At 58.7% G+C, this 24,574-nt stretch carries 22 protein-coding genes; 13 read left to right on the plus strand and 9 right to left on the minus strand.

Annotated elements, in window-relative coordinates; translation table 11 throughout:
• Positions 1-75: 75 nt before the first annotated feature.
• The 9 genes from AAF739_11095 to AAF739_11135 all read right to left on the minus strand — a co-directional run bounded on the left by AAF739_11095 (position 76) and on the right by AAF739_11135 (position 8,796).
• Positions 76-543, minus strand: coding sequence for a TerB family tellurite resistance protein (locus tag AAF739_11095; GenBank protein ID MEM6383211.1), 468 nt, complete (start codon positions 541-543; stop codon positions 76-78).
• A gap of 60 nt (positions 544-603) precedes the next feature.
• A complete protein-coding gene (locus tag AAF739_11100; protein MEM6383212.1) occupies positions 604-1,080 on the minus strand; it encodes a TerB family tellurite resistance protein in 477 nt (158 codons plus the stop codon).
• A 56-nt stretch (positions 1,081-1,136) separates the two neighbouring features.
• Positions 1,137-1,748, minus strand: a complete 612-nt coding sequence (locus tag AAF739_11105; protein ID MEM6383213.1) for a 2-dehydro-3-deoxy-6-phosphogalactonate aldolase — start codon at positions 1,746-1,748, stop codon at positions 1,137-1,139.
• A complete protein-coding gene (locus AAF739_11110; GenBank protein ID MEM6383214.1) occupies positions 1,745-2,680 on the minus strand; it encodes a 2-dehydro-3-deoxygalactonokinase in 936 nt (311 codons plus the stop codon). The genes AAF739_11105 and AAF739_11110 overlap by 4 nt, the downstream gene beginning before the upstream one ends.
• The gene (locus AAF739_11115; protein ID MEM6383215.1) at positions 2,680-3,450 is read right to left on the minus strand and encodes an SDR family oxidoreductase; all 771 of its coding nucleotides are present in this window, start codon (positions 3,448-3,450) and stop codon (positions 2,680-2,682) included. The genes AAF739_11110 and AAF739_11115 overlap by 1 nt, the downstream gene beginning before the upstream one ends.
• Before the next feature lie 31 nt (positions 3,451-3,481).
• Positions 3,482-5,578 (minus strand): alpha-galactosidase, encoded by a 2,097-nt coding sequence (locus AAF739_11120; GenBank protein MEM6383216.1) that lies wholly within the window; start codon positions 5,576-5,578, stop codon positions 3,482-3,484.
• A gap of 15 nt (positions 5,579-5,593) precedes the next feature.
• Positions 5,594-6,442, minus strand: a complete 849-nt coding sequence (locus AAF739_11125; GenBank protein ID MEM6383217.1) for a carbohydrate ABC transporter permease — start codon at positions 6,440-6,442, stop codon at positions 5,594-5,596.
• Complete coding sequence (locus AAF739_11130; protein ID MEM6383218.1) at positions 6,443-7,378, minus strand: sugar ABC transporter permease; 936 nt, start codon at positions 7,376-7,378, stop codon at positions 6,443-6,445. It abuts the gene before it with no gap.
• Positions 7,379-7,545: 167 nt separating this feature from the next.
• Complete coding sequence (locus tag AAF739_11135; GenBank protein ID MEM6383219.1) at positions 7,546-8,796, minus strand: ABC transporter substrate-binding protein; 1,251 nt, start codon at positions 8,794-8,796, stop codon at positions 7,546-7,548.
• Positions 8,797-9,088: 292 nt separating this feature from the next.
• Here AAF739_11135 and AAF739_11140 point away from each other — a divergent pair, with 292 nt between their 5' ends.
• The 13 genes from AAF739_11140 to nirD all read left to right on the plus strand — a co-directional run bounded on the left by AAF739_11140 (position 9,089) and on the right by nirD (position 24,574).
• Positions 9,089-9,946, plus strand: coding sequence for an IclR family transcriptional regulator (locus tag AAF739_11140; protein MEM6383220.1), 858 nt, complete (start codon positions 9,089-9,091; stop codon positions 9,944-9,946).
• Between the two features lie 19 nt (positions 9,947-9,965).
• Positions 9,966-11,048 (plus strand): sn-glycerol-3-phosphate ABC transporter ATP-binding protein UgpC, encoded by a 1,083-nt coding sequence (gene ugpC / locus AAF739_11145; protein MEM6383221.1) that lies wholly within the window; start codon positions 9,966-9,968, stop codon positions 11,046-11,048.
• A gap of 20 nt (positions 11,049-11,068) precedes the next feature.
• Positions 11,069-11,695, plus strand: a complete 627-nt coding sequence (locus AAF739_11150; protein MEM6383222.1) for a LysE family translocator — start codon at positions 11,069-11,071, stop codon at positions 11,693-11,695.
• Between the two features lie 4 nt (positions 11,696-11,699).
• Complete coding sequence (locus tag AAF739_11155) at positions 11,700-13,949, plus strand: glycoside hydrolase family 2 TIM barrel-domain containing protein (protein ID MEM6383223.1); 2,250 nt, start codon at positions 11,700-11,702, stop codon at positions 13,947-13,949.
• 3 nt (positions 13,950-13,952) lie between these two features.
• Positions 13,953-14,453, plus strand: a complete 501-nt coding sequence (locus tag AAF739_11160; protein ID MEM6383224.1) for an MOSC domain-containing protein — start codon at positions 13,953-13,955, stop codon at positions 14,451-14,453.
• An 88-nt stretch (positions 14,454-14,541) separates the two neighbouring features.
• On the plus strand, positions 14,542-15,069 hold the full coding sequence (locus tag AAF739_11165; GenBank protein ID MEM6383225.1) for an XRE family transcriptional regulator: 528 nt from the start codon (positions 14,542-14,544) through the stop codon (positions 15,067-15,069).
• A gap of 115 nt (positions 15,070-15,184) precedes the next feature.
• Complete coding sequence (locus tag AAF739_11170) at positions 15,185-15,808, plus strand: ANTAR domain-containing protein (protein ID MEM6383226.1); 624 nt, start codon at positions 15,185-15,187, stop codon at positions 15,806-15,808.
• A complete protein-coding gene (locus tag AAF739_11175) occupies positions 15,805-17,022 on the plus strand; it encodes a CmpA/NrtA family ABC transporter substrate-binding protein (protein MEM6383227.1) in 1,218 nt (405 codons plus the stop codon). Before AAF739_11170 ends, AAF739_11175 begins: the two co-directional genes overlap by 4 nt.
• 313 nt (positions 17,023-17,335) lie before the next feature.
• Positions 17,336-18,751, plus strand: coding sequence for a CmpA/NrtA family ABC transporter substrate-binding protein (locus AAF739_11180; GenBank protein ID MEM6383228.1), 1,416 nt, complete (start codon positions 17,336-17,338; stop codon positions 18,749-18,751).
• A gap of 101 nt (positions 18,752-18,852) precedes the next feature.
• The gene (locus AAF739_11185; GenBank protein ID MEM6383229.1) at positions 18,853-19,944 is read left to right on the plus strand and encodes an ABC transporter permease; all 1,092 of its coding nucleotides are present in this window, start codon (positions 18,853-18,855) and stop codon (positions 19,942-19,944) included.
• A 24-nt stretch (positions 19,945-19,968) separates the two neighbouring features.
• Entirely contained in the window at positions 19,969-21,744 is a 1,776-nt protein-coding gene (locus AAF739_11190) for a nitrate ABC transporter ATP-binding protein (protein ID MEM6383230.1), read from the plus strand.
• 5 nt (positions 21,745-21,749) lie between these two features.
• Positions 21,750-24,215 (plus strand): nitrite reductase large subunit NirB, encoded by a 2,466-nt coding sequence (gene nirB, locus AAF739_11195; GenBank protein ID MEM6383231.1) that lies wholly within the window; start codon positions 21,750-21,752, stop codon positions 24,213-24,215.
• A complete protein-coding gene (gene nirD / locus AAF739_11200; GenBank protein ID MEM6383232.1) occupies positions 24,212-24,574 on the plus strand; it encodes a nitrite reductase small subunit NirD in 363 nt (120 codons plus the stop codon). Before nirB ends, nirD begins: the two co-directional genes overlap by 4 nt.

Raw genomic sequence — 24,574 nt, forward strand, 5'->3', positions numbered from 1 at the left:
GCGCGCTCCTCACCCGCTGATGAAACGAAAGGCTAAAACTTTAACTGATCGCGGATTGCGCGCGCCATTCAGTGTTCAGGTCGGGTTTCCAGCAGCCTCGGCAACTTTCTTTCTCAGAACCATTCGTTCGCGCGTTGAAACGCCAAGCAACTCAGCTGTGCGCCAGACCATATTGTCTTCAAGCTCGTTGACCACACCATCGGCGTAAACGGCCCGCCACAGGAGCTCGATGACATCGGCACGCTGCGCTTCCGTCAGCTTGTACTTCAAGGTCGACGTGAAGCCATAAAGATCAACTGCCTCATCGTCCCGTCGCGTCGCTTCGTCGAGCACTTGCTCTAACTGTTCTCCCGATAGACCAAACTGCTCGTCCAGAGCACGACGGATCGTAAGGCGTTCATCATCTGTGACGATGCCGTCAATCCGAATCATGTGGACGAGAAGTGCGGCAACCGCGATTTGAGGATCATCGGAAGCAAACGCAGAGGACGCGGCTGGTGTTTCCACCTCCGCGCTAAAAAGCTTCTTCAACTGGTCGAACATTGCCAGGTCCTAGTCCGAGCGCGCCATACTGTTCTTAGAGGATAGGATTTGCGCCAGCCGTTACAAGCGCCTCTTCAAACTGCGGCGGGCAACTTTTTCACCAAGTTCGGTTCGCTCCGCAACGCTGATACCCAGAAGCTCCGCAACGCGCCACATCATCGTATCTTCCAACTCGTGCACCAGCCCATCAGCATGAATGGCTTCCCACAGCATTTCGACGACGTCCAACAATTGGGCATCGGTCATGGCGTACCGCAAGCGAGCGGTGAAATCGTTCAAATCAACCGCCTCATGACTTCTTTCGGTCGCTTCGTTGATGAGACCTTCCAGATCCTTCCCCGATACCGAGAACTCCCTGTCCAAGGCCGCTCGGATGCAGGCTTCCTCTTCCGCAGTCACTCGTTGGTCAACACGGATCATCATCACCAATAGCGCAGCAACTGCCATGCGCGCATCGGCGGGATCGAACGCACTTTTCCAGACACTATTGTCTCCACTCTCTCCATGGATCACCAGCGTCTTCAGACCCTCAAACATTGCCCTGCTTTCTGCCCGTGGCCTGACATTCCCACCCCATGGCGCGGCGCCTTTGCTTAGCGGGCGTCATCATACGCCTTCACGATCTCTCGTGCCCGAGCGGCCACAGCGTCTGCACTATCGCCAGGCCTAAAAAGGGAAGAGCCCAGACCAAAACCATACGCTCCTGCAGCAAGCCACTGCGGAATGGTTTCGGCAGTAACACCTCCAACCGCATAGGTAGTAGCGGTCGGCGGCAACACTGCGCGCAAAGCCGAAAGACCGCTGGGCTTCATGATGTCGCCGGGAAAAATCTTCAGCCCGTCTGCTCCGGCGGCAAGGGCGGCAAAGCACTCGGTCGGGGTGAAAACACCCGGCAACGATACCATGCCGTTCGCTTTTGTAAGAGCGATGACTTGCGTGTTTGTATTCGGCGACACCACCAGGCGCGCCCCCGTCGCTGCGACCGCATCAACCTCTTCGGTGGTTACAACTGTGCCCGCCCCTATCACGGCCGCTTCGCCAAAACGCGCGACCAGCTTGGTGATCGAGTCAAGCGGATCGGGCGAATTCAGCGGCACCTCGATCCAACGAATTCCCGCATCAACCAGAGCTTCGCCAAGCAGGGCAACTTCATCGGGGCTAACCCCGCGCAAAATAGCCACCAAAGGGCGCATCGTTTGGCTCATGCAACTTCCAACGTTTTGCGCATCGTGCGCATGATCCCGCTCAAACCTGCCAGCACCATGGCTTCACCGTCGTGCACCTCGGCAGCAAAGTCCAAAGCTGAAAGGGCGTCTTGGTAGGCTTGTGTGAGCGACCGCGCACCAATCAGAGCAATTCGCTCGCTCTTGTTCAAACCGGCACTTGCCAAATCGGCACCAATCAGAAGACCAGACAGCCGCGCGCGGGCGACCGTTGGGTCCGTGCCGTTGAGCATGTCCTCTGCGCGGATACCAAACAGCGCACTGAGCAGGCGCTGCGGTGCCCGATAGGCTTCGCATACGGCTGCGATAAAGGCTTCAGCCTGCATGGATGACGCGTCGACCGAGTGGCTCAGAATTGATCGCGTACTGAGCAAGTCGAAAAGTTCGCCAGTCATGCACGTGCTGAACTCAGTGACCCACCCATCATCAAGACGAGCCCATTTGCTGTGCGTACCGGGCAAACAGACCCTTGCGGAGCCCGCGACAGCCCGACTGAAGCCGGCAAGCTGGGTTTCCTCGCCACGCATGATATTGGCCGGTTCTTCTTGGCGAAGCCCGGGAACGATCGCTGCTTGCAGGCGCTTGTCGTGCGCGTCCACAAGGGTCAGCGCCGATGGCAACGCCGACAAATCCACGGGAAGGCCTAGATAACGTGCTTCCACCCAACCTTGCTTGGATCCAACCATTCCGCACATCAAAACCGGTACAGGATGCGAACGACTATCAATCCAAGGAGCGATGGCTTCCAGAAGCGATCCCTCAAACGAAACTGTGGAGTCGGCCGCAATGGCACGCATACCCGCTCCATGAACCACAGCCATCGCACGATCATCCGCAAAGCTCATCGCGTAGGCACGCAAGTTGCTGGTCCCCCAGTCAACGGCAATCCAGTCGGGATAAAGCCCCTCGCCCATCAGCCGGTGACCACCACGCCGCCATCAATGACCAGCATCTGACCAGTCATCATCTTAGAGGTATCGGAGGCTAGGAAGAGTGTCCCGCCAACAATGTCTTCGGGCTTGAGATGTTCTTTAAGACACTGCCGGTCCATATGGTCCTCGAGCCCCTCCGGCGTCGCCCAAAGGTCGAGCTGCTTTTGGGTCAGCACCCAGCCTGGCCCAAGCGCGTTGACCCGAATTCTATCGGGTCCGAACTCCCGAGCGAACGACCGCGTCATTCCGGTGATGGCAGCGTTGGACGAGGTGTAGATTGCATAACCTGCATTCCCCATCATGTAACTGATGGACGAAAAATTGATAATCGAGCCGCCCCCCGCCTCCTTCATGCCCGGTGCAACGGCCTGACATGCAAAGAAGTAGGCCTTTTGGTTGATGGCCACCGACCAATCATAAAACTCCTCATCAACGTCCAGTGTCGCATGGCGCTTGTCATTGGCAGCATTATTGACGAGCTTCGTGACTGGACCGTGCCGCTCGCTCGCTTCGGCAATGCAGGCCTTCAGGCGAGCGATATCGGTGATATCGCATTGCATGTAATGCGGCCGATTACCGTGCTTGTCGGCCATCTCGTCAGCAAAACCGCTTGCATCTGATCGCTGAACAAAGGCCACGTTCGCGCCTTGCATCAGAAAGCCTTCGGTCAGCGCTGCACCGATGCCTGATCCGCCGCCGGTGATAAAGACGCTCGCGCCTTCAAGATCGCGGTAAGTCGCTTGAAGTTCCATTACCGTTCAGCCCCCACAGGCAGCACTTCAATCACAATCGACGTCCTTCGATGACCCACATGGTTTCGGGGAATGACCACGGCATGATCAGCCCCTGATGCAGCAGATAGCTGCCGGACACCACCATAGGGCCTTGCTTGACGGCTGGCGAGCCGCGAGACAGCGCCGCCGCCTTGCCTCGGTTGATCAAGTTGATCTCGTAGCGCGCTTCATGATCCAGCCGCGTGAGCCGCAAAGGTCTTGGCGCGATCTGTGCACTTGTCCCCGATTTTCCAACAAAGGCAACAAAGCGGCTGCCATCTTCTGCCAACTGCTGTTCGGCCACGACCGCTGGGTCGGGGCTATCGAGCCGGAGAATATCGGCGCGGGTCAGCCAGTCCCGATTCCGCTTCCACCACGCCGTCACCTCACCCAGAACGGCGGCTTCCTCGTCGGTCAACTCCCGAGGATCCATCTCGAATCCCATATGGCGCTGTGCCGCAACCCAGGCGCGGAAGCTGATATCCAGGGTCCGACCAGAGGTGTGACAACGACGCGGGCCGACATGCGAACCGGTGACCGCCATAGGCAGAAACAAGGCCGCATTATGCTGCATCTTCAGTCGCTCAAGGGCGTCATTGGAGTCCGACAGCCAAACCCTGTGTGTCCGGCTGAGAATGCCGAAGTCGATCCGTCCGCCGCCCGACGCGCAACTCTCGATTTCAACTTCGGGGAAAGCATCTCGCAGACGGTCGATAAGCGCGTAGGACCCGCGCGTCTGCGCTGCATCGGGCATGGGCAGCACGCGGTTATGGTCCCACTTGATGTAATCGATGGGATATTTGGCGAGAATGGCGGCCATCCGCTCATAGATGAAGTCTCGCACCTCTTGCAGCGCCATATTAAGCGCCTTTTGCTGGCGGCCCAACGTCTGGTCCTCGGAGCCGAGTGCCCATTCGGGGTGCACGCGATGCAAGTCGCTGTCAGGATTGATCATCTCAGGCTCGAACCAGATGCCAAAGCTCATCCCAAGCCCGTGAACGTGGCCAATCAGCGGACCGAGCCCGTCAGGATATTTGCGCGGATCAACCTCCCAGTCCGAAAGCGACGTGGTGTCATCATCGCGCTGGCCAAACCAACCATCATCCAGCACAAAACGTTCCGCGCCCAGTGCGGCGGCGCGGTCGGCGATGTTTTTGAGCTCTGGCAACTTGTGATCAAAGTAGACCGCCTCCCAGCAATTGTAATGCACAGGGCGCGGCTTGCCCGGCTTCGGCCACGTCACGATCTCGTCACGCAGGTGACGTTGAAAAGCAACCGCGCAGCCGTTCAAGCCATCGACCGAATAGGTCATGTAAAGCGGCGCGGTGCGGAATAGCGTATCGGCATCATGCTCCATCCGCGCCGCATGACCGAACTGCACCTGACGCCGCCCATCGGGCAGCTCTTCGGCGATCATTTTATGGCCACCCGACCAGCCATAATGAAAAGCGTAAGCCTGACCTTGCGTGTTGGTCGCGCCCCGCTCGGGCAGGATCAGACCCGGAAAGTGCTCATGCCCGGTGCGGCCCGTCCGGTTCTCGCGGTAGCGCATGCCCGGCGACCAAGCGGTTCGGTTCATCTGAAACTCACCGCACCACCGACCCGCAAAATCGATCATCTCATCGCACTGCTGCGAAGCGGGGATCACGGGTGCGGCGAGCCAATGCAGATAAACGGGGCTGGCCGATTCAAGCATCGCTGTTGCTGTGATGATGTGGCTCTTGGGGTTGATGGCGAACCTTGCGGTGTAGGTCAGCAGGCTCGTTGTATCCTCGTAGACCAGCTCCAGCGTGTCGTCGGTTCGCGCGTCGCTCGCGAAACAGAACTTCGGCAGAAGCGGCGTGCCGCCCTTATCGCGCAAAATGAGACCGGGCTGCCCAGGAAAGGAGCGCGTGGCCTCAGGACAAATCGATAGGTCAGGGTTGGCGTCCAGCATCCCGCCCGTCACATCGATGGCGTTCGCGCGATGCAACAGGTCAAGGTCTTCGCCCGCAGGTAGGGGCGCGCCCCAATAGACCACCTCCGGCAGGCGATCACCGCCCGGACTGGAATGAGCAGCCAGAACAATGGTCTGGCGCCCGTCGTCAAGCCGCCAACTGCGTGTCACGTGTGGGTGCCCTTCTTACTTCACGGCACCAAGCGTGAGACCAGCGATGAAGTGCTTCTGCATCAGGAAGAACATCAGCACCGGCGGGAGCGCGGCGACAATCGAGCCGGCGCTCATCAAATGATACGCTGCACGGAACTGTGAGTTGAAACTTGTGATCCCCGCCGTCACAGGCTGCGCATCTGGCCCCTGCGTCAACACCACCGCCCAGAAATAGTCGTTCCAGATGAACGTGAAGATCAGCACTGCAAGCGCTGCGAGGGCTGGTTTCATCAGAGGCAGGACAACGAACCAGAAGATGCGCCATTCGGCGACACCTTCGACCCGCGCCGCTTCAATCAACTCATACGGCAGTTGCCTGATGAAATTGCGCATGAACAACGTACAGAAGCCGGTCTGGAAAGCTATGTGGAAGAGGATCAGCCCGGTCTTGGTGTCGTAGAGATTGAGGTTCACCGTCAGGTCGCGCACCGGCACCATCAGGATCTGGAACGGCACAAAATTACCGGCGATGAACATGAAAAAGATCAGAAGGTTGCCGTTGAACTTGTAGACCCCAAGCGCGAACCCGGTCATCGACGACAGAGCGATGGCCCCCAGTACAGTGGGGACGGTGATCAAGAACGAATTGATCATGTAGCGCGGCATGTCGCTCTCAAAAAAGACCTTGCCGTAGTTGGTGAACATCTCAAACGACGACGGCAAGCCCCAATAGTTTCCGTTCGTGAAGTCGGCATCGGGCTTGATCGAGAAAAGCGCGACCGCAATCAACGGCAAAAGCCAAAAGATCAGAGCGAGCGGCAGCAGCGCCTGGTAGCCGATCTGTGCGCCGCGCGAGCGGTTTTCGATGGGTTTGGGAAACATTTACCTGGCTCCCTTCTCGTCGCGCCACATCGAGTACAGGAAGTACGCGATGAAGAAGAGCATCAGGAAAAACAGCACAACGGCGATCGCCGCACCGTAGCCCATTCGGAAGCCGAACTCAGACAGCGACTCTTCAAACATGTAGAAGCTGAGAACTCGCGTGGAACCAAATGGCCCACCATTGGTCATCACCGAAATCAGGTCGAACGACCGCAGAGCGCCGATAATCGTTACCACAAAGGCAATGAAAGTCGCCGGTTTCAGCTGCGGCAGGATCACATACCACAGCATCTTCCAGCCCTTCGCGCCGTCGAGGCGCGCGGCTTCCACCTGCTCGGGGTCCACGGCATTCAGACCGGTCAGATATAAGATCATGCAATAGGCGGTCTGAGGCCAGAGCCCCGCGGCGATAATGCCATAAGTCGCAAGGTTGGGGTCGCCAAGAATGTTCACAGGCCCCATGCCAAACACGGCAAGCAGCGCGTTCAGCAGGCCCTCACGCGGGAGATAGAACCAAGAGAACACCAGGCCCACGACAACCTGGCTGATCACAAAGGGGAAGAAAAACAGTGATTTGTACAGCCGAATTCCGAACACTGTCTGATTGAGAAACAGAGCGATGAACAAGCCCGCTGGAATTGCCAGCAAATACAGGAACAGCCATCTGACATTGTTCCAGAAAGAAACATCAAACTTGCGGTCGTCGGTGAGCAGGCGCTCGTAGTTGGCCGTGCCAACCCACTCCATCGTGCCCAAACCATCCCATTCGTGGAAAGAGATCCAGACCGACTGGAAGATCGGAATGATGACGTAAACGGCGAAAAACAAGATACCAGGGATCAGGAAGAGCCATGGTGTCAATGCGATTTCGTTGCGCTTGTACCAACCGCGCCGCGCGCCGGTAGCATCGCCCGAGCTTGCCGTGACAGTCGCCATCTCATTCCTCCCCGACCCAGAATTTTTACGGGTCCCCACGCCGTTCTTATGGGGCGCTTTTTTGCGGGCTGCAGAATGCTCCGAAGACGACTTTCGTGTCAGCTTGCGGGCATCCTGCCAGACGAAAACCCCATCCCGGCTGAGCCGGGATGGGGCAAAGTCTCTTCTTACTCGTAGATACGCTGGCGCGCGTCTTCCAGGCGCTCGAGGATGTCGTCCAGATTATCCGGAAACACCATGAACTCCTGTAAACCTTCCATGCCAACAGACGCCATTTCAGCGGGGAAGTCGCGGTCGAAGAATTGCATAATGCCGCCACCAGCATTGTTTGAGAGCATCTCAAAGCCCTGCTGAATGAACTCATCATCGGCAACCGACGAGTTGGCATTCACCGGCAGCTGACCGAGCGCGTCGCCGCCATTGATGCGGGTCTGCACGTCCGGTGAGGTGACAAAACGCAGGAACTCTTTCGCCGCTTCCACGTTCTGCGCGCCAGAGGCGATATGGAACGTATCGGTCGGCGCGTCTTCAGCGAAGTCGACATTCGGGTTGATCACAGGGAACTGGTAGAAGTCGAGCATGGAGTCGTCGAGACCACCGTCGCGCATCGCGGCAACGGCGAAGTTACCCATCAGATAGGCGGTTGCTTCGCCTTCCAGGATGAACGGCAGCGCTTCCTGCCAGGAGTAGGTCTGGTGATCGTCGATGAACGCACCCATATCGATGAGCTGACGCCAATTCTCGAAGGTCTGGCGGACACGCGGATCGGTCCATTCGACTTCACCGCGAGCCAGCGCGATATGGAAGTCATAACCGTTGGTGCGCGAGTTGATGTAATCAAACCAGCCACCGGCGGTCCAAAGGAACTTGGTGCCGATCGTGTAGCACTTGCGGCCTGAATCGAGGATCGCCTGGCAGTTGGCGAGCTCTTCTTCCCACGTGGCTGGCTCGGACAGACCCAACTCGTTGAAGATGTCCTCGCGGTAGTAAACGCCCCACTGATAGTAGGTGTACGGCACACCCCACTGCTTGCCGTCGATTGTCATCGCGCCCTCGGTGGAAGCGAGCGCAGCAAACTCCGGCTCATCCCACAGGTCGGACACATCCATGAACAGACCAGCATTGACGTAAGGCAGCATGCGGTTGGCGGCATACCAGTTGACAACATCCGGCGGGTTTGCGGACAGGGCATTACGGATTTGCGTTTTCCATGCCTCGCGGTCAACGATTTCGAGTTCCACCGTCAGATCAGGGTGCATCTCGTCAAACTCGGCTGCCAAGCCTTCCATCACCGCGCGCGGCGCGGGGTTGGACATGTCAGAGATAATGCGAAGCGTGCCTTCCAGCGCCAGCGCTGAAGTCGACATCAGGCCGAGCGCGGCGACGCCCAACACGGATGCTTTGAGGGTGCGGTTCATGTGGTTCCTCCCATGCGAACGTCCGGTGTGTGCACCACCGCTTTGATCGTCCACTGTGTTTCTCCCAAACGTTCACGCCTTTTCGGCTTGTCGCCTCGTCCATTTACAATGGGCCGGGCGCGAACGTCGTTGGTTGTACCGTTACAAAGAGCGCCAAATCAAACCGAGATTGGTTCCACTCAACGGAACTTTGTTTTGGTGGTTGAAATGATAGGCATCTTTGCATACCGTCTGTCAAGCGGATGGCGGTCCATCAAACGAGGCCGGCACTGCCGAACGGGAGGCGCAGACGATGGCACGGCTAGGGTCGATCGCCGGGGAGAAAGGGCATGCGGGCAGCTCCGAAGCGCCAGCTGGCCCTACGCCAACGCCATTAGCGCCGGGTGATGGTCCTGTCACCAAGGCACTCATCCTGCTCGATGCGTTCGCGGAAGCTGAACAGCCCCTTCGCTTCTCGGACCTCAACGCGCGGCTGCCTTTCCCCAAAGCGACATTGCACCGGATGCTACGCAGCCTTGTTGACGAGCGCCTGTTGGTCGTTAACGCCCAAACGGGAGCGTACCAGTTGGGCCCGCGTCTCATGCGTCTTGCGCATGCCGCCTGGGCACATGGCTCACTGACCGAAGCGGCGCGTCCGGTACTGGACGCGCTCCACGCGGATCTCAAGACAACCATCCATCTTGCGCAGCTCGATAACGGACAGGTGCTGTATCTCGACAAACGCATAGGCTCGCGGAGCCTCGCCATGTTCTCGCGCCCGGGCAAAGTTGGTCCGGCTTTTTGCACCGGGGTGGGCAAAGCGATGATGGCGCACCTGCCGCCCGAAATATTGGACGACGTGATCGGCGAACAGTCTTTCCGCCAGTACACGCCTCACACGCTCACCGACCCTCAAAGTTTGCGCGATGAACTTGAGAGTGTTCGCGCCCGCGGTCACGCCTACGACCGGGAAGAACATGAGCCGGGCATCATCTGCATCGCCGTACCGGTCCTTTCCCAGGCCGGTGATCTTTACGGTGGGCTATCGGCGACCGGTCCGGGATCGATTGACGACCTGCCGGCACTCGAAGCGCTGGCCCCCACTCTCAAGCAAGCCGCCGAGACAATCGCTGCGGACGCGGCGATGCGCATGGCGCCCACGCTGATCTGAGCAAAGAAGGATACCAACAATGGCCGGATTGACCTTACGCGGTGTGAAAAAGAGCTACGGGCCAGTGGACGTCATCCACGGTGTCGACCTCGATATCGACGAAGGCGAGTTCGTTGTGTTCGTCGGCCCTTCAGGCTGCGGGAAATCAACCCTGCTGCGAATGATCGCCGGTCTTGAGAAGATTACCGGTGGTAGCGTCGCGATCGGTACGCGAACGGTCAATGATGTCGATCCAGCAGAACGGGGTGTCGCGATGGTTTTTCAGACCTACGCCCTGTATCCACACATGACGGTCGAAGAGAACATGTCCTTCGGCCTGCGCATGAACGGCCACCCCAAGGCCGAGATTGACAAGGCGGTGAACAACGCCGCCGAGATCCTGCAGCTTGATGCCCTTCTCAAGCGCAAGCCGGCTGCGCTGTCCGGCGGTCAGCGCCAGCGGGTGGCCATCGGCCGGGCCATCGTACGCAACCCCGATGTCTTCTTGTTCGATGAACCGCTATCGAACCTCGACGCCGAGTTGCGGGTTGCCATGCGGGTCGAGATCGCTCGCCTGCACAATGAGATGGAAGCGGCAACCATGATCTACGTGACCCACGATCAGACAGAGGCCATGACGCTCGCTGATAAGATTGTTGTGCTGCGCGGTGGCTACATTGAGCAGGTTGGTGCCCCGCTCCACCTGTATGATGATCCCGATAACGAATTCGTCGCTGGCTTTATTGGCTCTCCGCGCATGAACTTCCTTGAAGGCGAAGTTGTCGGAACCGACGGGGGCATTACCGTGAAGCTTACAAAGCAAGGCGACCAACAGATCAAGCTTGATGTCGGCGGCCAGACCCTATCCAACGGAGATACATGCAAGGTCGGGATCCGCCCGGAGCATCTCAGTATGGAAGGCGGCACTGAACTCGAATTAAAGGTCGACGTCGCAGAGCATCTTGGAGGCGAGAGTTTTATCTACGCAGCGTCAGGCCAAGGTGAGAGTCTAACGATCGAGACCGCTTCGGGACGCAACGCGCAACATGGGGCGATTTTCTCGGTCGGCGTTCCGCCTGAGCGCGCGTTTTTGTTCTCTGCTGACGGCCAGCGCGTGCGCTAGCAAAAAGAGGCGACGCCATGGTGATCGAGCCCACGACGCTCCTGACCTACTGCGCCATAGTGCTGGGTTTCGTGTTCATCCCCGGCCCGGCAACCATTTTGACTGTCGCTCGCGCAACGAGTTCAGGCACGCGCGTCGGGCTTGCGACCGCCTCCGGAATTGCAGTGGGAGATCTCATCCATACAGCGATGGCCGTTGTTGGCCTCTCGGCCATCATCATGGCTTCGGCTTTTCTGTTCTCACTGATCAAGTATCTTGGCGCAGCGTATCTGGTCTATCTTGGCATCCGTGCCATTCTCGACCGCACAACACCTCAGCTTGCGACTGGCATGCCCTCTCTGACGGCTGGCACAGCGTTCAGACAGGCCATTTTGGCGGAGGTGCTAAACCCCAAAACGGCACTTTTCTTTCTCGCCTTCCTGCCTCAATTCGTCGAACCAGCGCATGGTTTTATCGCCTTTCAGCTGAGCGTCTTTGGCGTGCTTCTCGTTCTGCTCGGCCTCCTGAGCACGGTTATCTTTGCGTTGTCCGCCGGCTCGCTTGGGTCGTTCCTCCGGCGCAATCCGACCATTTCGAGATGGCAGGGCAAGGTTGTTGGCGGCATCTATTGTGCGCTGGGCGTTCGCCTGGCACTTCAGGAACGCTGACCGCATGTACTCTCGAAAGCGCCTGACCGAAGGCTGGGTCTTTAAGCCCGGTTTTGAGGAGGCGTGGACCCGGTCATCGCTAAGCGGCACACCGGTTGCTCTTCCCCATACCGCGGTTGAGCTACCATGGAACTATGGCGATGAGACGCTCTACCAGCGTTCCTTCACCTATCAGCGAACCGTCGAGCGGCCAGCTGATCTCGGCGCGGACCCGCTGTTCGTTGTTTTCGAAGCGGCTATGGCAGACACCCATGTCTGGCTCAACGGGCACTTGGTTGCAACGCACCGCGACGGCTATACGCCCTTCGAAGCCAATCTGACCCCACATCTCTCCGACGGCGACAATCTGCTGACCGTGCGTGTCAATGGCACCGAAAACGGTGAAATCCCGCCCTTTGGCGGCCGCATTGATTATCTGACTTACGCCGGCCTCTATCGCGATGTCTGGCTCGATCGGCGCCCCAATACCTGGATTGATACCGTTAAGGTGGAGGTCGACGACCCGTTGGGAGCAGCGCCCAAGCCGCGCTATTCTATCCAGCTGCGTGGATACGACCCGGAACGCGCCCGGCGAGGCGGGGCCCCAACGATCCGGGCGCGCCTCGAAGGGCCATCGGGTTATCTCATCTGCGAAACCGACGTTGGACCGCTCGACGACGCGCTCCCTGCGATCACCGATCCACAGCGATGGTCCATCGATAGTCCGTGTCTCTATCGGCTTACGGTCTCACTTTCGAATGGGTACAGCTTCAGCACCCGTTTCGGCATCCGCGAGGCGCACTTCCGCCCTGATGGTTTCTTCCTCAATGGCGAGCGGCTTCAGATCGTAGGCCTCAACCGCCACCAGAGCTTCCCACATGTCGGCTACGCGCTCGGCCCTGAAGCGCAGGCGCGCGATGCGGACATCTTGAAGTTCGAGCTTGGCGTCAATCTCGTGCGCACCTCGCACTATCCGCAGTCGAAGGCCTTTCTCGACCGCTGCGACGAGATCGGTCTGCTCGTGTTCGAAGAGATACCCGGCTGGCAGCACATTGGCGGCGATGTCTTCAAGGCGCAGAGCATCGCCAATGTCGCAACCATGATCCGCCGCGACTGGAATCACCCCTCGATCATCCTGTGGGGGGTGCGCATCAACGAGTCGCCTGATGATGATGCGTTCTACACCGAGACCAACGCCATGGCGCGGTCGCTCGATCCTACCCGCCAGACCGGCGGCGTCCGCTGCATCCCCGATTCCACGCTGCTTGAAGACGTCTACACGATGAACGACTTCGTGCTGGGCGAGGAGCACCTGCCGGGCTTCTTGCAAAGCCAGCAGGGCCGACCCCGCACACCGCTGCGCTCGCGCGAAGAGGTAACGGGGCTGTCCGAGCCGGTGCCTTATCTCGTCACCGAGTACAATGGGCACATGTACCCGACCAAAGTCTTCGACGGCGAAGAGCGGCAGGAGGAACATGTGCGCCGCCATTTGGAGGTGCTTAATGCGGCCTATGGCGACCCAGCGATCTCCGGATCCATCGGTTGGTGCATGACCGATTACAACACCCACGCCGATTTCGGATCCGGTGACCGCATCTGCTACCATGGCGTCATGACCATGGGCCGCGCGCCGAAGTTCGCCGCGCACGTCTATGCCAGCCAGGGCTTCGACCCGCGCGTGAAACCGATCCTCGAACCGGCCACCCACTGGTCCTTCGGAGACAGAAAAGTGGGCGGCATCTTCCCGCTGATCATCCTGACCAACTGCGATGCCATAACCTTCCACTATGGCGATGACAGCCCTCTACGGTTTAAGCCGGCTCGCGAGACCTTCCCGCATCTGCCCTATCCGCCAGTGATCATTACAGATGAGGACCTCAACCCGGTCGACCGGATCGCTTGGGGCGACAGTTGGCGCGATGGCGTCATCTGCGGGAGCGTCGATGGCGAGGTGGTCATCGAGCGCCGCTATGTGGCGAGCCCCTTGCCCACCAAGCTCGATTCCGATGTCTCTGCGATCATCCGCGCCCAAGATGCATACCATGACAGGCTGATCCGCTTCACCCTGCGCGACCAAGTCGGAAACCGCCTGCCCTTCGCCATGGATCAACTTACTTTGATGGTGGACGGAGAGGCCCAAATCAACGGCCCATCGACGATCCCACTGATCGGCGGCGTCGCCGCAGTATATGTCCGCCAACAAGCAGGCGAAGCCGCCAAGCTGACCGTTGCCTCGGTATCGAGCAATGTTTCGGCGCAAACCATCGAGCTGTAGAACTTGGAAAGCCGCCTCGCCGAACTGCTGCATCGCTTTGCGCGACCGGGACGCGTTGCGTGGATCGGACTGCGCCCCGAACGCCGCGCGCCCATGGCCATTGTCGAGCAGGCCAGGCTAACAGAGGTAGGCCTCAAAGGGGACCATTCCAACGCCGGCAAGCGTGCTGTCACGCTGATTCAAGCGGAGCATCTTTCAGTGATCGGAGCTTTTTTGGGAGCACCACCAATCGCCCCAGAGCGTTTGCGCCGCAATCTGGTCATCGAGGGGATCAACCTCCTAGCACTGCGCGGCGAGGTGATATCGGTCGGCCCTGTCAGCCTCGAAATCACAGGACCGTGCGCACCGTGTAGCCGGATGGAACAGGAGCTCGGCCATGGTGGTTACGCTGCTATGCGCGGGCACGGCGGGATGACGGCGCGGGTGATTGAGGGTGGGACGGTCCAGTTGGGCGACGAGCTCGTGCATCGTTCACGCCCGCCGAACCACCACCCTACCGTTTAACGGCACTGTATGGCATGATGTGGAAATGGAACCGTCTGCTCCAACGCCTTCTGGAACCAACCCGCCGATAGGCAGTCATGATGTCGGCATGACGGCACGCACACTGCGTCTCGATCTCGGCTTGACCCTTGACGACATAAGTTCTGCGGCCGGTCTGTCCAAAGGCCATCTTTCGCGCTTCGAACGCGGGGAGAAGTCGTTATCGCCCGCTGCGCTGGCGCGGCTCGCGGACGCCCTGGAGGTGCCGGCAACCCGGTTGACCGGCCACGAAGTTCCCAATGACTGGATTACGATCATCCGCAAAGACGAGCGCTCCCTTGACGCTGTGACGCAGAATGGGTCCGTTCGCTACCGCTACACTGGGCTGTCGAAGCTTGCGCAGACGGCAGACACCTTCTTCATCGAGCTGCCGCCAGATGATCAACCCACGCAAACCGAACCACGGGCTGGACATCAAGGCATGTTTGTCGTCGAGGGCTCGATCGATTTGGCATTGGCCGGGCGCACCATCGCGCTGCAAGCGGGCGACTGGATCGAGTTTCCCGCACATTTGCCCCACAGCCTGAAGGCGCACGGCGGTCCAGCACGCTTCCTGTTGACCATCGCCGCCTTATGATCCCGCTACAGAGCTAGCAACGCTCGGGACCAGGAGGGGGAAGCGAGCGAGGCCGCATCCGACTGGCGCATTTCTTGCGACGGCTGCCGACATCGGGAAGGTGTTGTCGATCGCAATGGATGAGCTGCGTATTCTGATCATTGATGAGAACGCCATTCGTGCGTCCATCCTGTCAGAAGGTCTTCGAGACGCCGGTTATGGCAATGTCACGGTCATTGCAGACACCCGCAACCTGCTCAAACGCATCGTTGAGCTGGACCCGGACGCCATCTTTATTGATCTGGAAAACCCCAGCCGCGATGTCTTGGAACAAATGTTCGAGGTCTCACGCTTCGTTCAGCGACCGATCGCAATGTTTGTCGATCAATCCGACGACGATACGATCAATCAGGCAGTTGAGGCCGGGGTTTCCGCCTACATTGTCGATGGCCTCAAAAAGGAGCGCATGAAGCCGATCCTCAACATGACGATCGCACGCTTCAAAGCCTTCAACCGCCTACAAGAAGAGCTTGCATCCACCAAAGCGGCACTAGAGGAACGCACAGTCATCGACCAGGCGAAACGTCACCTCATGAAGAACGCCGGACTTTCGGAAGACGAAGCCTATGCTCGCCTTCGCAGCACCGCCATGGCTCAGGGCAAGCGCATCGCCCAAATCGCGCAGGCCCTCGTGACATCGATCGAGCTGCTGGAAGTCCCAGACACACCCAAAGGCGAACAAGGTGAGCGCCGACCATGACCCAAGTAACCTTACGCGCTGGCTTTATTCCACTGGTCGACGCTGCTCCGCTTATCGTTGCGCGCGAAATCGGTGTCGCGCGGGCCCATGATATCGACCTGCAATTGAGCCGATCGACATCTTGGGCAGCAGTACGCGACCGCCTCAGCGTGGGCGATGTCGATTGCGCCCATATGCTATCGCCCATTGTAATCGCATCCCAGTTGGGCCTGGGCAACGCAAAGGCACCCATGATTGCGCCTGCCGGCCTTTCGATGAACGGCAACGCCATCTCCGTTTCAACTGAGCTCTATCAGGAGATGCATGATGTCGGCTGGAGTGCGGACATGGTTCGCAACCCCGCAACGTCGGCAGTCGCCTTGGCGAAGATTATTCGCAAACGCGCCAGCGCAGGAGAACCCGCGCTTACCTTCGCAAGCGTCTACCCGTTTTCCACGCACAGCTATGAGCTGCGCTACTGGCTTGCATCAGCCGGAATCAACCCCGATACAGACGTCAACCTGACAATCGTACCGCCACCCCTGATGGTGGACGCCCTGGCCGACGGCCAGATCGACGGCTCCTGCGTAGGAGCGCCATGGAGCAGCATCAGCTTCGAAGTCGGCCATAGCCATATCGTCGCTTTGAAGGCTGACTTGTGGCGACAGGGACCGGAAAAGGTTCTCGCAGTGCGCGAGCATTGGGCAGATGAGAACCCACAAACGGTTTCTACACTCGTACAGATGCTCATTCATGCGGCGGCTTGGTGCAGCAATCCGGACAACACGGACGAGCTTGCTCAATTATTGAGCGATGAGAAATACCTCGGTATTGACGCTGGAATTATTGGCCGAACGCTGCGCGGACTTATCCTCGGCGTCGGCGAAGCGCCGGTCGAGAACCACCTGCTTTTCGACCCCCATCGGGCCACCTATCCATGGCGCTCCCAAGCACTGTGGTTTTATGCACAAATGGTGAGGTGGAGGCAGATTGACCATTCAGAGGTGAACGCCCTCGCCGCGAAAAAAGCTTACAGACCAGACATCTATCGAAAAGCATTCGCGACAATTCCATTGTTGGGCAGCGCGCTGTTCGGTCCAGCTGAAAATGCTTTGGGAGCTCGGAGCCTGGAGGCTTTGGAGGCCGATACAACCTTGTTTGATCAACGACTTTTCGACCCAGATGATCTTCCAGGCTACTTCTCCGGCCTCGGTCTGAATGTTTCAGTGACGTGATGTCTTTATTCGGCTCACCAGACGTAAGGGAAGTCCTCAGGTGGCGCATTGCAGCGCACACAAAAGGTGCACTGCGTTGCAGCAAATGATGAATATTTGATCTGTTATCATTCTAATCTAGCTGCCATCGTCTTTCTGTCAGCAATGGCGCTGACAATCCCGGTCTTTGCAATCCGACCTCGTCGGCAACGTCGCCAACCCAACAAGCGCTTCTTTACAGAGCGTAAATGTTGGTTAGCGGCGTTTTTTGCTGTGCGGGATTGGAGTTGCAAGGGACGGATCGCCGGAACCAACTCCAAAAAGGAATTGCGACATGTCCCCCCTAAACCTTGCATGGCAGGCCACGCGCTCGACGTCTCGGGCCGTCGCGTTTGCCAGCCTCATTGGTGCCAGCGCCATCGCTTTAACGGCGCCCGCGCAGGCTGAATTTCTTGATCTTGAAATTGAAGATCTAACGTTCGGCTTCATCAAGCTGACCGATATGGCGCCGCTCGCGGTGGCTTACGAGCTTGGCTATTTCGAGGACGAAGGTCTGTTCGTCACCTTGGAAGCGCAAGCCAACTGGAAAGTTTTGCTCGACGGTGTGATCGACGGTCGGCTTCAGGGAGCGCACATGCTCGCCGGGCAGCCACTCGCCGCGACCATCGGTTACGGGACCGAGGCACACATTATCACCCCGTTTTCGATGGACTTGAACGGCAACGGGATCACCGTTTCCAACGAGGTATGGGACCTTATGCGTCCGCATATCCCATCCATGGATGATGGTCGCCCACAACACCCGATTTCAGCCGAAGCGCTCCTACCGGTGATTGAACAGTTCCGCGATGAGGGGCGTCCCTTCAATATGGGCATGGTCTTCCCGGTTTCGACGCACAACTACGAGCTGCGTTACTGGCTCGCTGCTGGCGGTGTACACCCGGGTTACTATTCGCCGGAGGACGTAACCGGCCAAATACAGGCCGATGCCTTTCTTTCCGTGACGCCCCCACCGCAAATGCCCGCTACCCTCGAAGCTGGCACCATCTACGGGTACGCGGTGGGTGAACCGTGGAACCAGCAAGCCGTGTTCCGCGGCATCGGTGTTCCTGTGATTACCGATTATCAGCTGTGGAAAAACAATCCCGAGAAGGTTTTCGGCATCACCGCCGAGTTCGCCGAGGAAAACCCGAACACAACGTTGGCTATCACAAAAGCGCTGATCCGTGCCGCGCAGTGGCTCGACGAAAACGACAATGCCAACCGTGAGGAAGCCGTCGCTATGCTGTCGATGCCGCAATATGTCGGCGCCGATGAGGAAGTGATCGCGGCCTCCATGACCGGCACCTTCGAGTTCGAAAAAGGCGATGTTCGGGAAATCCCGGACTTCAACGTCTTCTTCCGGTACTACGCGACCTACCCCTACTATTCGGATGCCGTCTGGTACCTCACGCAAATGCGTCGTTGGGGTCAGATCGCCGAACAAATGCCGGACAGCTGGTATGATGAGGTTGCTCGGTCGGTCTACCGTCCAGACATCTATCTCGAAGCCGCCCGTATGTTGGTCGATGAGGGTCTCGTCTCTGAAGAGGACTTCCCTTGGGACACGGACGGTTACCGTGAGCCGACGGACGAGTTCATCGACGGCATCACCTACGACGGACGCCAGCCCAACGCTTATCTCGAAGCTCTGCCCATCGGCTTGCGCGACGACGAGCGCGTGGTTGGCGCAGATGTTGTGACGAACTGATCACGGCACCTTTCTTCGGTGGGGCGCGGCCCCGTTCGCGCTCCACACACTTTGATCCAAATCCCGCCACTCCCCCTTTCCCTTCCCGAGGACGTGAGACCATGACCACCGCTTCAGAATTTGACGCTGCAACAGATGATGCGGCGGTCCGCGAGGCCAAAAAAGAGGCTCGCTTCGCTGCCATCACCAAAGCCGGTGGCTATCTCAATATTCTTGGTCTTGGCTGGCTTGTGCCGATCCTCAAGATCGCCGCTGGTGACAGCCCCAAATATCAGATGCGCGAGCTTTGGCAGCTGCTGGTTGTGCCACTTATCGGCATCGGCTTGTTCCTTGCCGCCTGGGCCACCCTTGCGCCGCAGGTCCAGACCTCACTTGGCGCCATCCCCGGTCCTGCGCAGGTCTGGGACGAGGCGGTCGGGCTGCACGAGAGCTATCTGGCCCAGAAAGAGCGCGCGGCAGCCTTTTACGAGCGCCAGGAAGCACGCAATGCCGAGCTGATCGCGGCCGGTCGCGAGGACCGTGTCCGCGAGCGGCAGTACACCGGCCAAGCCACGTACTATGACCAGATTTTTACCTCCCTGTGGACCGTTACCGTAGGCTTCCTCTTAGCAACGGTGATCGCGGTGCCGTTGGGGATCGCGTCTGGCCTATCGCGTACCGTCAATGGCGCGATCAACCCGCTTATTCAGATTTTCAAACCAGTCTCACCGCTGGCTTGGTTGCCGATCGTAACCATGGTGGTCTCCGCAACCTACATCAATGTCGTTGAGCCGCTTCCAAAGTCACTGGTGATCTCCGCCATCACCGTGACGTTGTGCTCGCTCTGGCCGACACTCATCAACACCGCCCTAGGCGTTTCCTCGGTCGATAAGGACCTGATGAATGTTGGTCGCGTGCTCCAGCTACCGACGTGGAAAACCGTCACCAAACTGGTTCTGCCGTCCGCCCTGCCGCTCATATTCACCGGTCTGCGCCTGTCACTTGGTGTGGGCTGGATGGTGCTGATTGCCGCCGAGATGCTCTCGCAGAACCCTGGCCTGGGCAAATTCGTCTGGGATGAGTTCCAGAACGGGTCCTCCTCCTCCCTCGCAAAGATCATCGTCGCGGTCCTCACCATCGGCATCATCGGCTTCCTTCTGGACCGTGTGATGTATGCCCTTCAGGCCGCCTTCACCTTCTCCAGCCAACGCTAGTTTCGGCAGACAGGGATAAAGAAAATGAGTTTTCTCAGTCTCAAGAACGTCTCCAAGACCTACCGCACGGCGGCGGAGACCACAGAGGTCCTCAGGGACATCAACCTGGAAGTTGAGGAGCGGGAATTCGTTGCCATCGTTGGCTTCTCCGGCTCCGGCAAGACCACACTGATCTCGCTGATCGCAGGTCTTGTCCAGGCCGATAGCGGTGAGATCACGCTCAAGGGCGCTCCGATTACCGGGCCGTCCCCCGATCGCGGCGTGGTGTTCCAGAACTACTCCCTGATGCCTTGGCTCACGGTCGAGGGCAACATTGCACTGGCCGTCGATGAGGTCTTCAAGGACGAGGACACCAAGACCCGGGCGATCCGCGTGTCGGACGCCATCGATATGGTTGGCCTGTCCCACGCGGTGGACCGCCGACCGGCAGAATTGTCGGGCGGGATGCGTCAGCGCGTGGCAGTGGCCCGCGCCTTGGCCATGAGCCCGGATATGCTGCTACTCGATGAGCCGCTTTCCGCGCTTGACGCACTAACGCGCGCCAAGCTGCAGGATGAGATCGAAGCGATCTGGGAGAACGACCAGAAAACCGTCATTCTCATCACCAATGACGTCGATGAAGCCGTGCTTTTGGCCGATCGCATCATACCCCTTAACCCGGGACCGGGTGCCACGTTCGGCCCCGAGTTCAAAGTCGACATCCCCCGTCCGCGGGACAGGGTCGCGATGAACTCGGACGAGCGCGCGATCCATTTGCGTGCGGAGGTCACAAACTACCTGCTCGAAGTCGGCGCGGAGCGCGGTGCTGCGGTCGATGCAGACATCAAACTACCCGACATTGTCCCGATCGATCTATTTAAAGGCAAAAAGCTGTCCGGAACGGACCCTGAACTGCCCAAAGCATACACGGACGCGGCGCAATCAAGCACCGACAAAAAGTACCTCGAGTTCGTCAACCTCAAAAAGATTTACCCGACGCCGAAGGGCCCGCTGACAGTTGTCGACGGATTTGAGACGCGTATCGATAAGGGTGAGTTCATCACCTTGATCGGTCACTCGGGCTGCGGGAAATCGACCGTTCTGTCGATGGTTGCCGGACTGAACGAGATCTCCGACGGTGGCATCGTTCTTGACAATCGGGAGATCGATGTTGCCGGCCCGGATCGTGCCGTGGTGTTCCAGGCTCCATCCTTGATGCCTTGGATGACAGCCTACGAAAACGTCTCGCTAGGCGTAGATCGGGTCTACCCGAACGCATCCGACAGCGAGCGCCGGGACATCTGCGAATACTATCTTTCTCGCGTTGGCCTTGGTGACGCGATGAAGAAGATGGCCTCCGATCTCTCCAACGGCATGAAGCAGCGTGTCGGCATTGCGCGGGCATTCGCTCTATCGCCAAAACTCCTTCTGCTCGATGAGCCCTTTGGGATGCTGGATTCGCTGACCCGATGGGAGCTGCAGGAAGTCCTCATGGACGTCTGGAAGCGCACGCAGGTCACCGCCATCTGCGTGACCCACGACGTTGATGAGGCCATCCTGCTTGCCGACAAATGTGTGATGATGACCAACGGGCCGAACGCGCGCATCGGCAACATCATGGAAGTAGACTTGCCGCGTCCGCGCTCACGCAAGGCTTTGTTGGAGCATCCAGACTACTACCGCTACCGCCAGGAACTTCTCGACTTCCTCGAAGCCTATGAAGGCGGTGCGACCCCAGACCCAGCCGTTCTTGAAGCGATCAAAGCCAAGTCTGCTAAAACCGCTGAAAAGAACGCCGAAACGCTTCAGGCTGCGGAGTAGGATCGATGAACAAGCAAAGACTTGTTGTCATCGGCAACGGAATGGCGCCCGGTCGTGCGCTTGAGCACGTGCTCGAACACGCCGCCGATGCATTCGACATCACGATCTTCAACGCCGAGCCGCGCGTCAATTACGATCGGATCATGCTTTCGCCCGTCCTCTCGGGCGAGAAGGCTTATGAAGATATCATCATTCATGGCGATGAATGGTACGCCGAGCACGGCGTCACTCTGCACAAGGGACAAAAGGTAACCAAGCTTGACCGGTCAACCAAAACGGTCACGTCGAATAAAGGTGTTTCTGCCAGCTATGACAAACTGATCATTGCAACCGGCTCCAACCCCTTCATCATCCCTGTGCCCGGCCACGATCAGCCCGGCGTCATCACCTACCGCGATCTCGACGATGTCGACGCCATGTTGGCCGCTGCCGACAAGGGTGCGAGAGCTGTGGTCATTGGCGGCGGTCTCCTGGGGCTCGAAGCTGCCGCAGGGTTAAAGATGCGCGGCATAGACGTGTCGGTGGTACACCTCATGCCGACGCTTATGGAACGCCAACTCGACGCATCTGCGGGTTACCTCCTGCAAAGCGAGCTTGAGCGACGGGGCATCGCGATCCACTGCGGTGCCAACACCAAACGCATCCTTGGCGACGGCGCTGTGGAAGGGATCGAGCTGGAGAACGGCACGATTATTCCGTGCGAACTCGTCGTGATGGCTGTCGGTATACGGCCGAATGCGAGCCTCGCAAAAGAAGCTGGTCTTGAAACCAACCGCGGTATCTTGACCGATAGCCTCATGCGCACCTCAGACCCCGATATCTATTCGGTCGGAGAATGCGCTGAGGTTGGCGGGATGTGTTACGGGCTCGTCGCGCCGCTTTACGATCAGGCCAGAGTAGCCGGGCTGCATATCGCCGGGCAGATAACAGAGCCCTACAAACACTCCGATACCGCAACGAGGCTCAAGGTTACCGGCATCAACCTGTTTTCGGCCGGTGACTTTGCCGAGGGAGATGATCGCGAGGAGATTGTTCTGCGCGATGCACAAGCGGGCATCTACAAGCGGCTTGTTATCAAAGACAATGCCATCATCGGCGTCGTTTTGTATGGCGAAGTTGCCGACGGCGCATGGTTCTTTCAGATGATGAAGGACGCAACCGACATATCGGAGATGCGCGAAACCCTTATATTCGGTCAGGCCTATCAGGGGGGCGAACCCCTGGACCCTATGGCGGCCGTTGCAGCCTTGCCAGATGATGCGGAAATCTGCGGCTGCAACGGCGTTTGCAAGGGCACCATCACTGGCGCCATCACCGACAAGGGCCTGACTTCGCTCGATGAGGTGCGCGCCCACACCAAGGCGTCTGCATCGTGCGGCACCTGCACGGGTCTCGTTGAAAGCCTGATGGCTCACACACTGGGAGACGCGTACAACCCAGCAGCCGTCCAACCAATGTGCGGCTGCACCGATCTTGGCCACGCTGATGTCCGGCGCCTCATCAAGGCAAAAGGTCTCAAAACCATTCCCGCAGTTATGCAGGAACTGGAGTGGAAGACGTCCTGCGGCTGCGCGAAATGCCGACCTGCACTCAACTACTACCTCGTGTGCGACTGGCCCGATGAGTATGCCGACGATTACCAGTCGCGCTTCATCAACGAACGGGCCCACGCCAATATTCAGAAGGACGGCACCTATTCCGTTGTTCCCAGAATGTGGGGGGGACAGACGTCCTCCAAAGAGCTGCGCGCCATCGCCGATGTGGTCGACAAGTTCGACATCCCGACCGTCAAGGTGACCGGTGGTCAGCGCATCGACATGCTGGGCATCAAGAAGGAAGACCTCCCGGCAGTCTGGTCCGATCTGGGCAAGGCTGGCTTCGTTTCCGGGCACGCCTACGCCAAGGGCCTGCGCACCGTAAAGACCTGTGTGGGCACCGACTGGTGTCGCTTCGGCACGCAGGATTCCACGGGTCTGGGCGTCCGTATCGAGAAATTCATGTGGGGTTCCTGGACGCCGGCGAAGGTCAAGATGGCGGTCTCAGGCTGCCCCCGAAATTGCGCGGAAGCCACTTGCAAGGATGTTGGGGTGGTCTGCGTCGACTCCGGCTATGAAATCCACTTCGCGGGGGCGGCAGGCCTCGACATTAAGGGTACCGAGGTTCTGGGACTCGTCAAAACCGAAGACGAAGCCCTCGAACATATTGTTGCGGTCACGCAGATGTACCGTGAACAGGGCCACTATCTTGAGCGGATCTACAAATGGGCCAAACGCATCGGCTATGACGAGGTGCGCCGCCAGATTATGGACGATCCGGACAAGCGGAAAGCCTATTACGATCGCTTCGTCTTCTCGCAGCGGTTCGCGCAGGTCGATCCATGGAAGGAACGGGTCGATGCCGAGCCTCAGGCGGACATCTTCGCCGAGTACAGACCGATGGCGGACCTTACACTTCTGGAGGCAGCGCAATGAACGTTCACGTCTCATCGGTTCAATGGATCGCAATCGGTAACCTATCAGACATTCCGGTACGCGGTGCCCGCTGCGTGGTCACGCCGTTGGGCAAGATTGGTATTTTTCGCACCGCCAGCGACACGGTTTTTGCGATCGAAGATCATTGCCCTCACAAGGGCGGCCCCCTGACCCAGGGCATCGTTCATGGGCGATCGGTTACCTGCCCGCTGCATAACTGGGTCATCGACCTCGAAACCGGTCAGGCGCAAGGCGCAGATGAAGGGTCGGTCGAGACACTACCGATCCGCGTCACCGATGGCGACGTGATCGAACTGGGCCTTGAACCCGCAACGCTTGCTGCGGTGGCGGACGGGTAA

The organism is Pseudomonadota bacterium (assembly GCA_039024915.1).
Taxonomy (GTDB): domain Bacteria; phylum Pseudomonadota; class Alphaproteobacteria; order Rhizobiales; family MH13; genus MH13.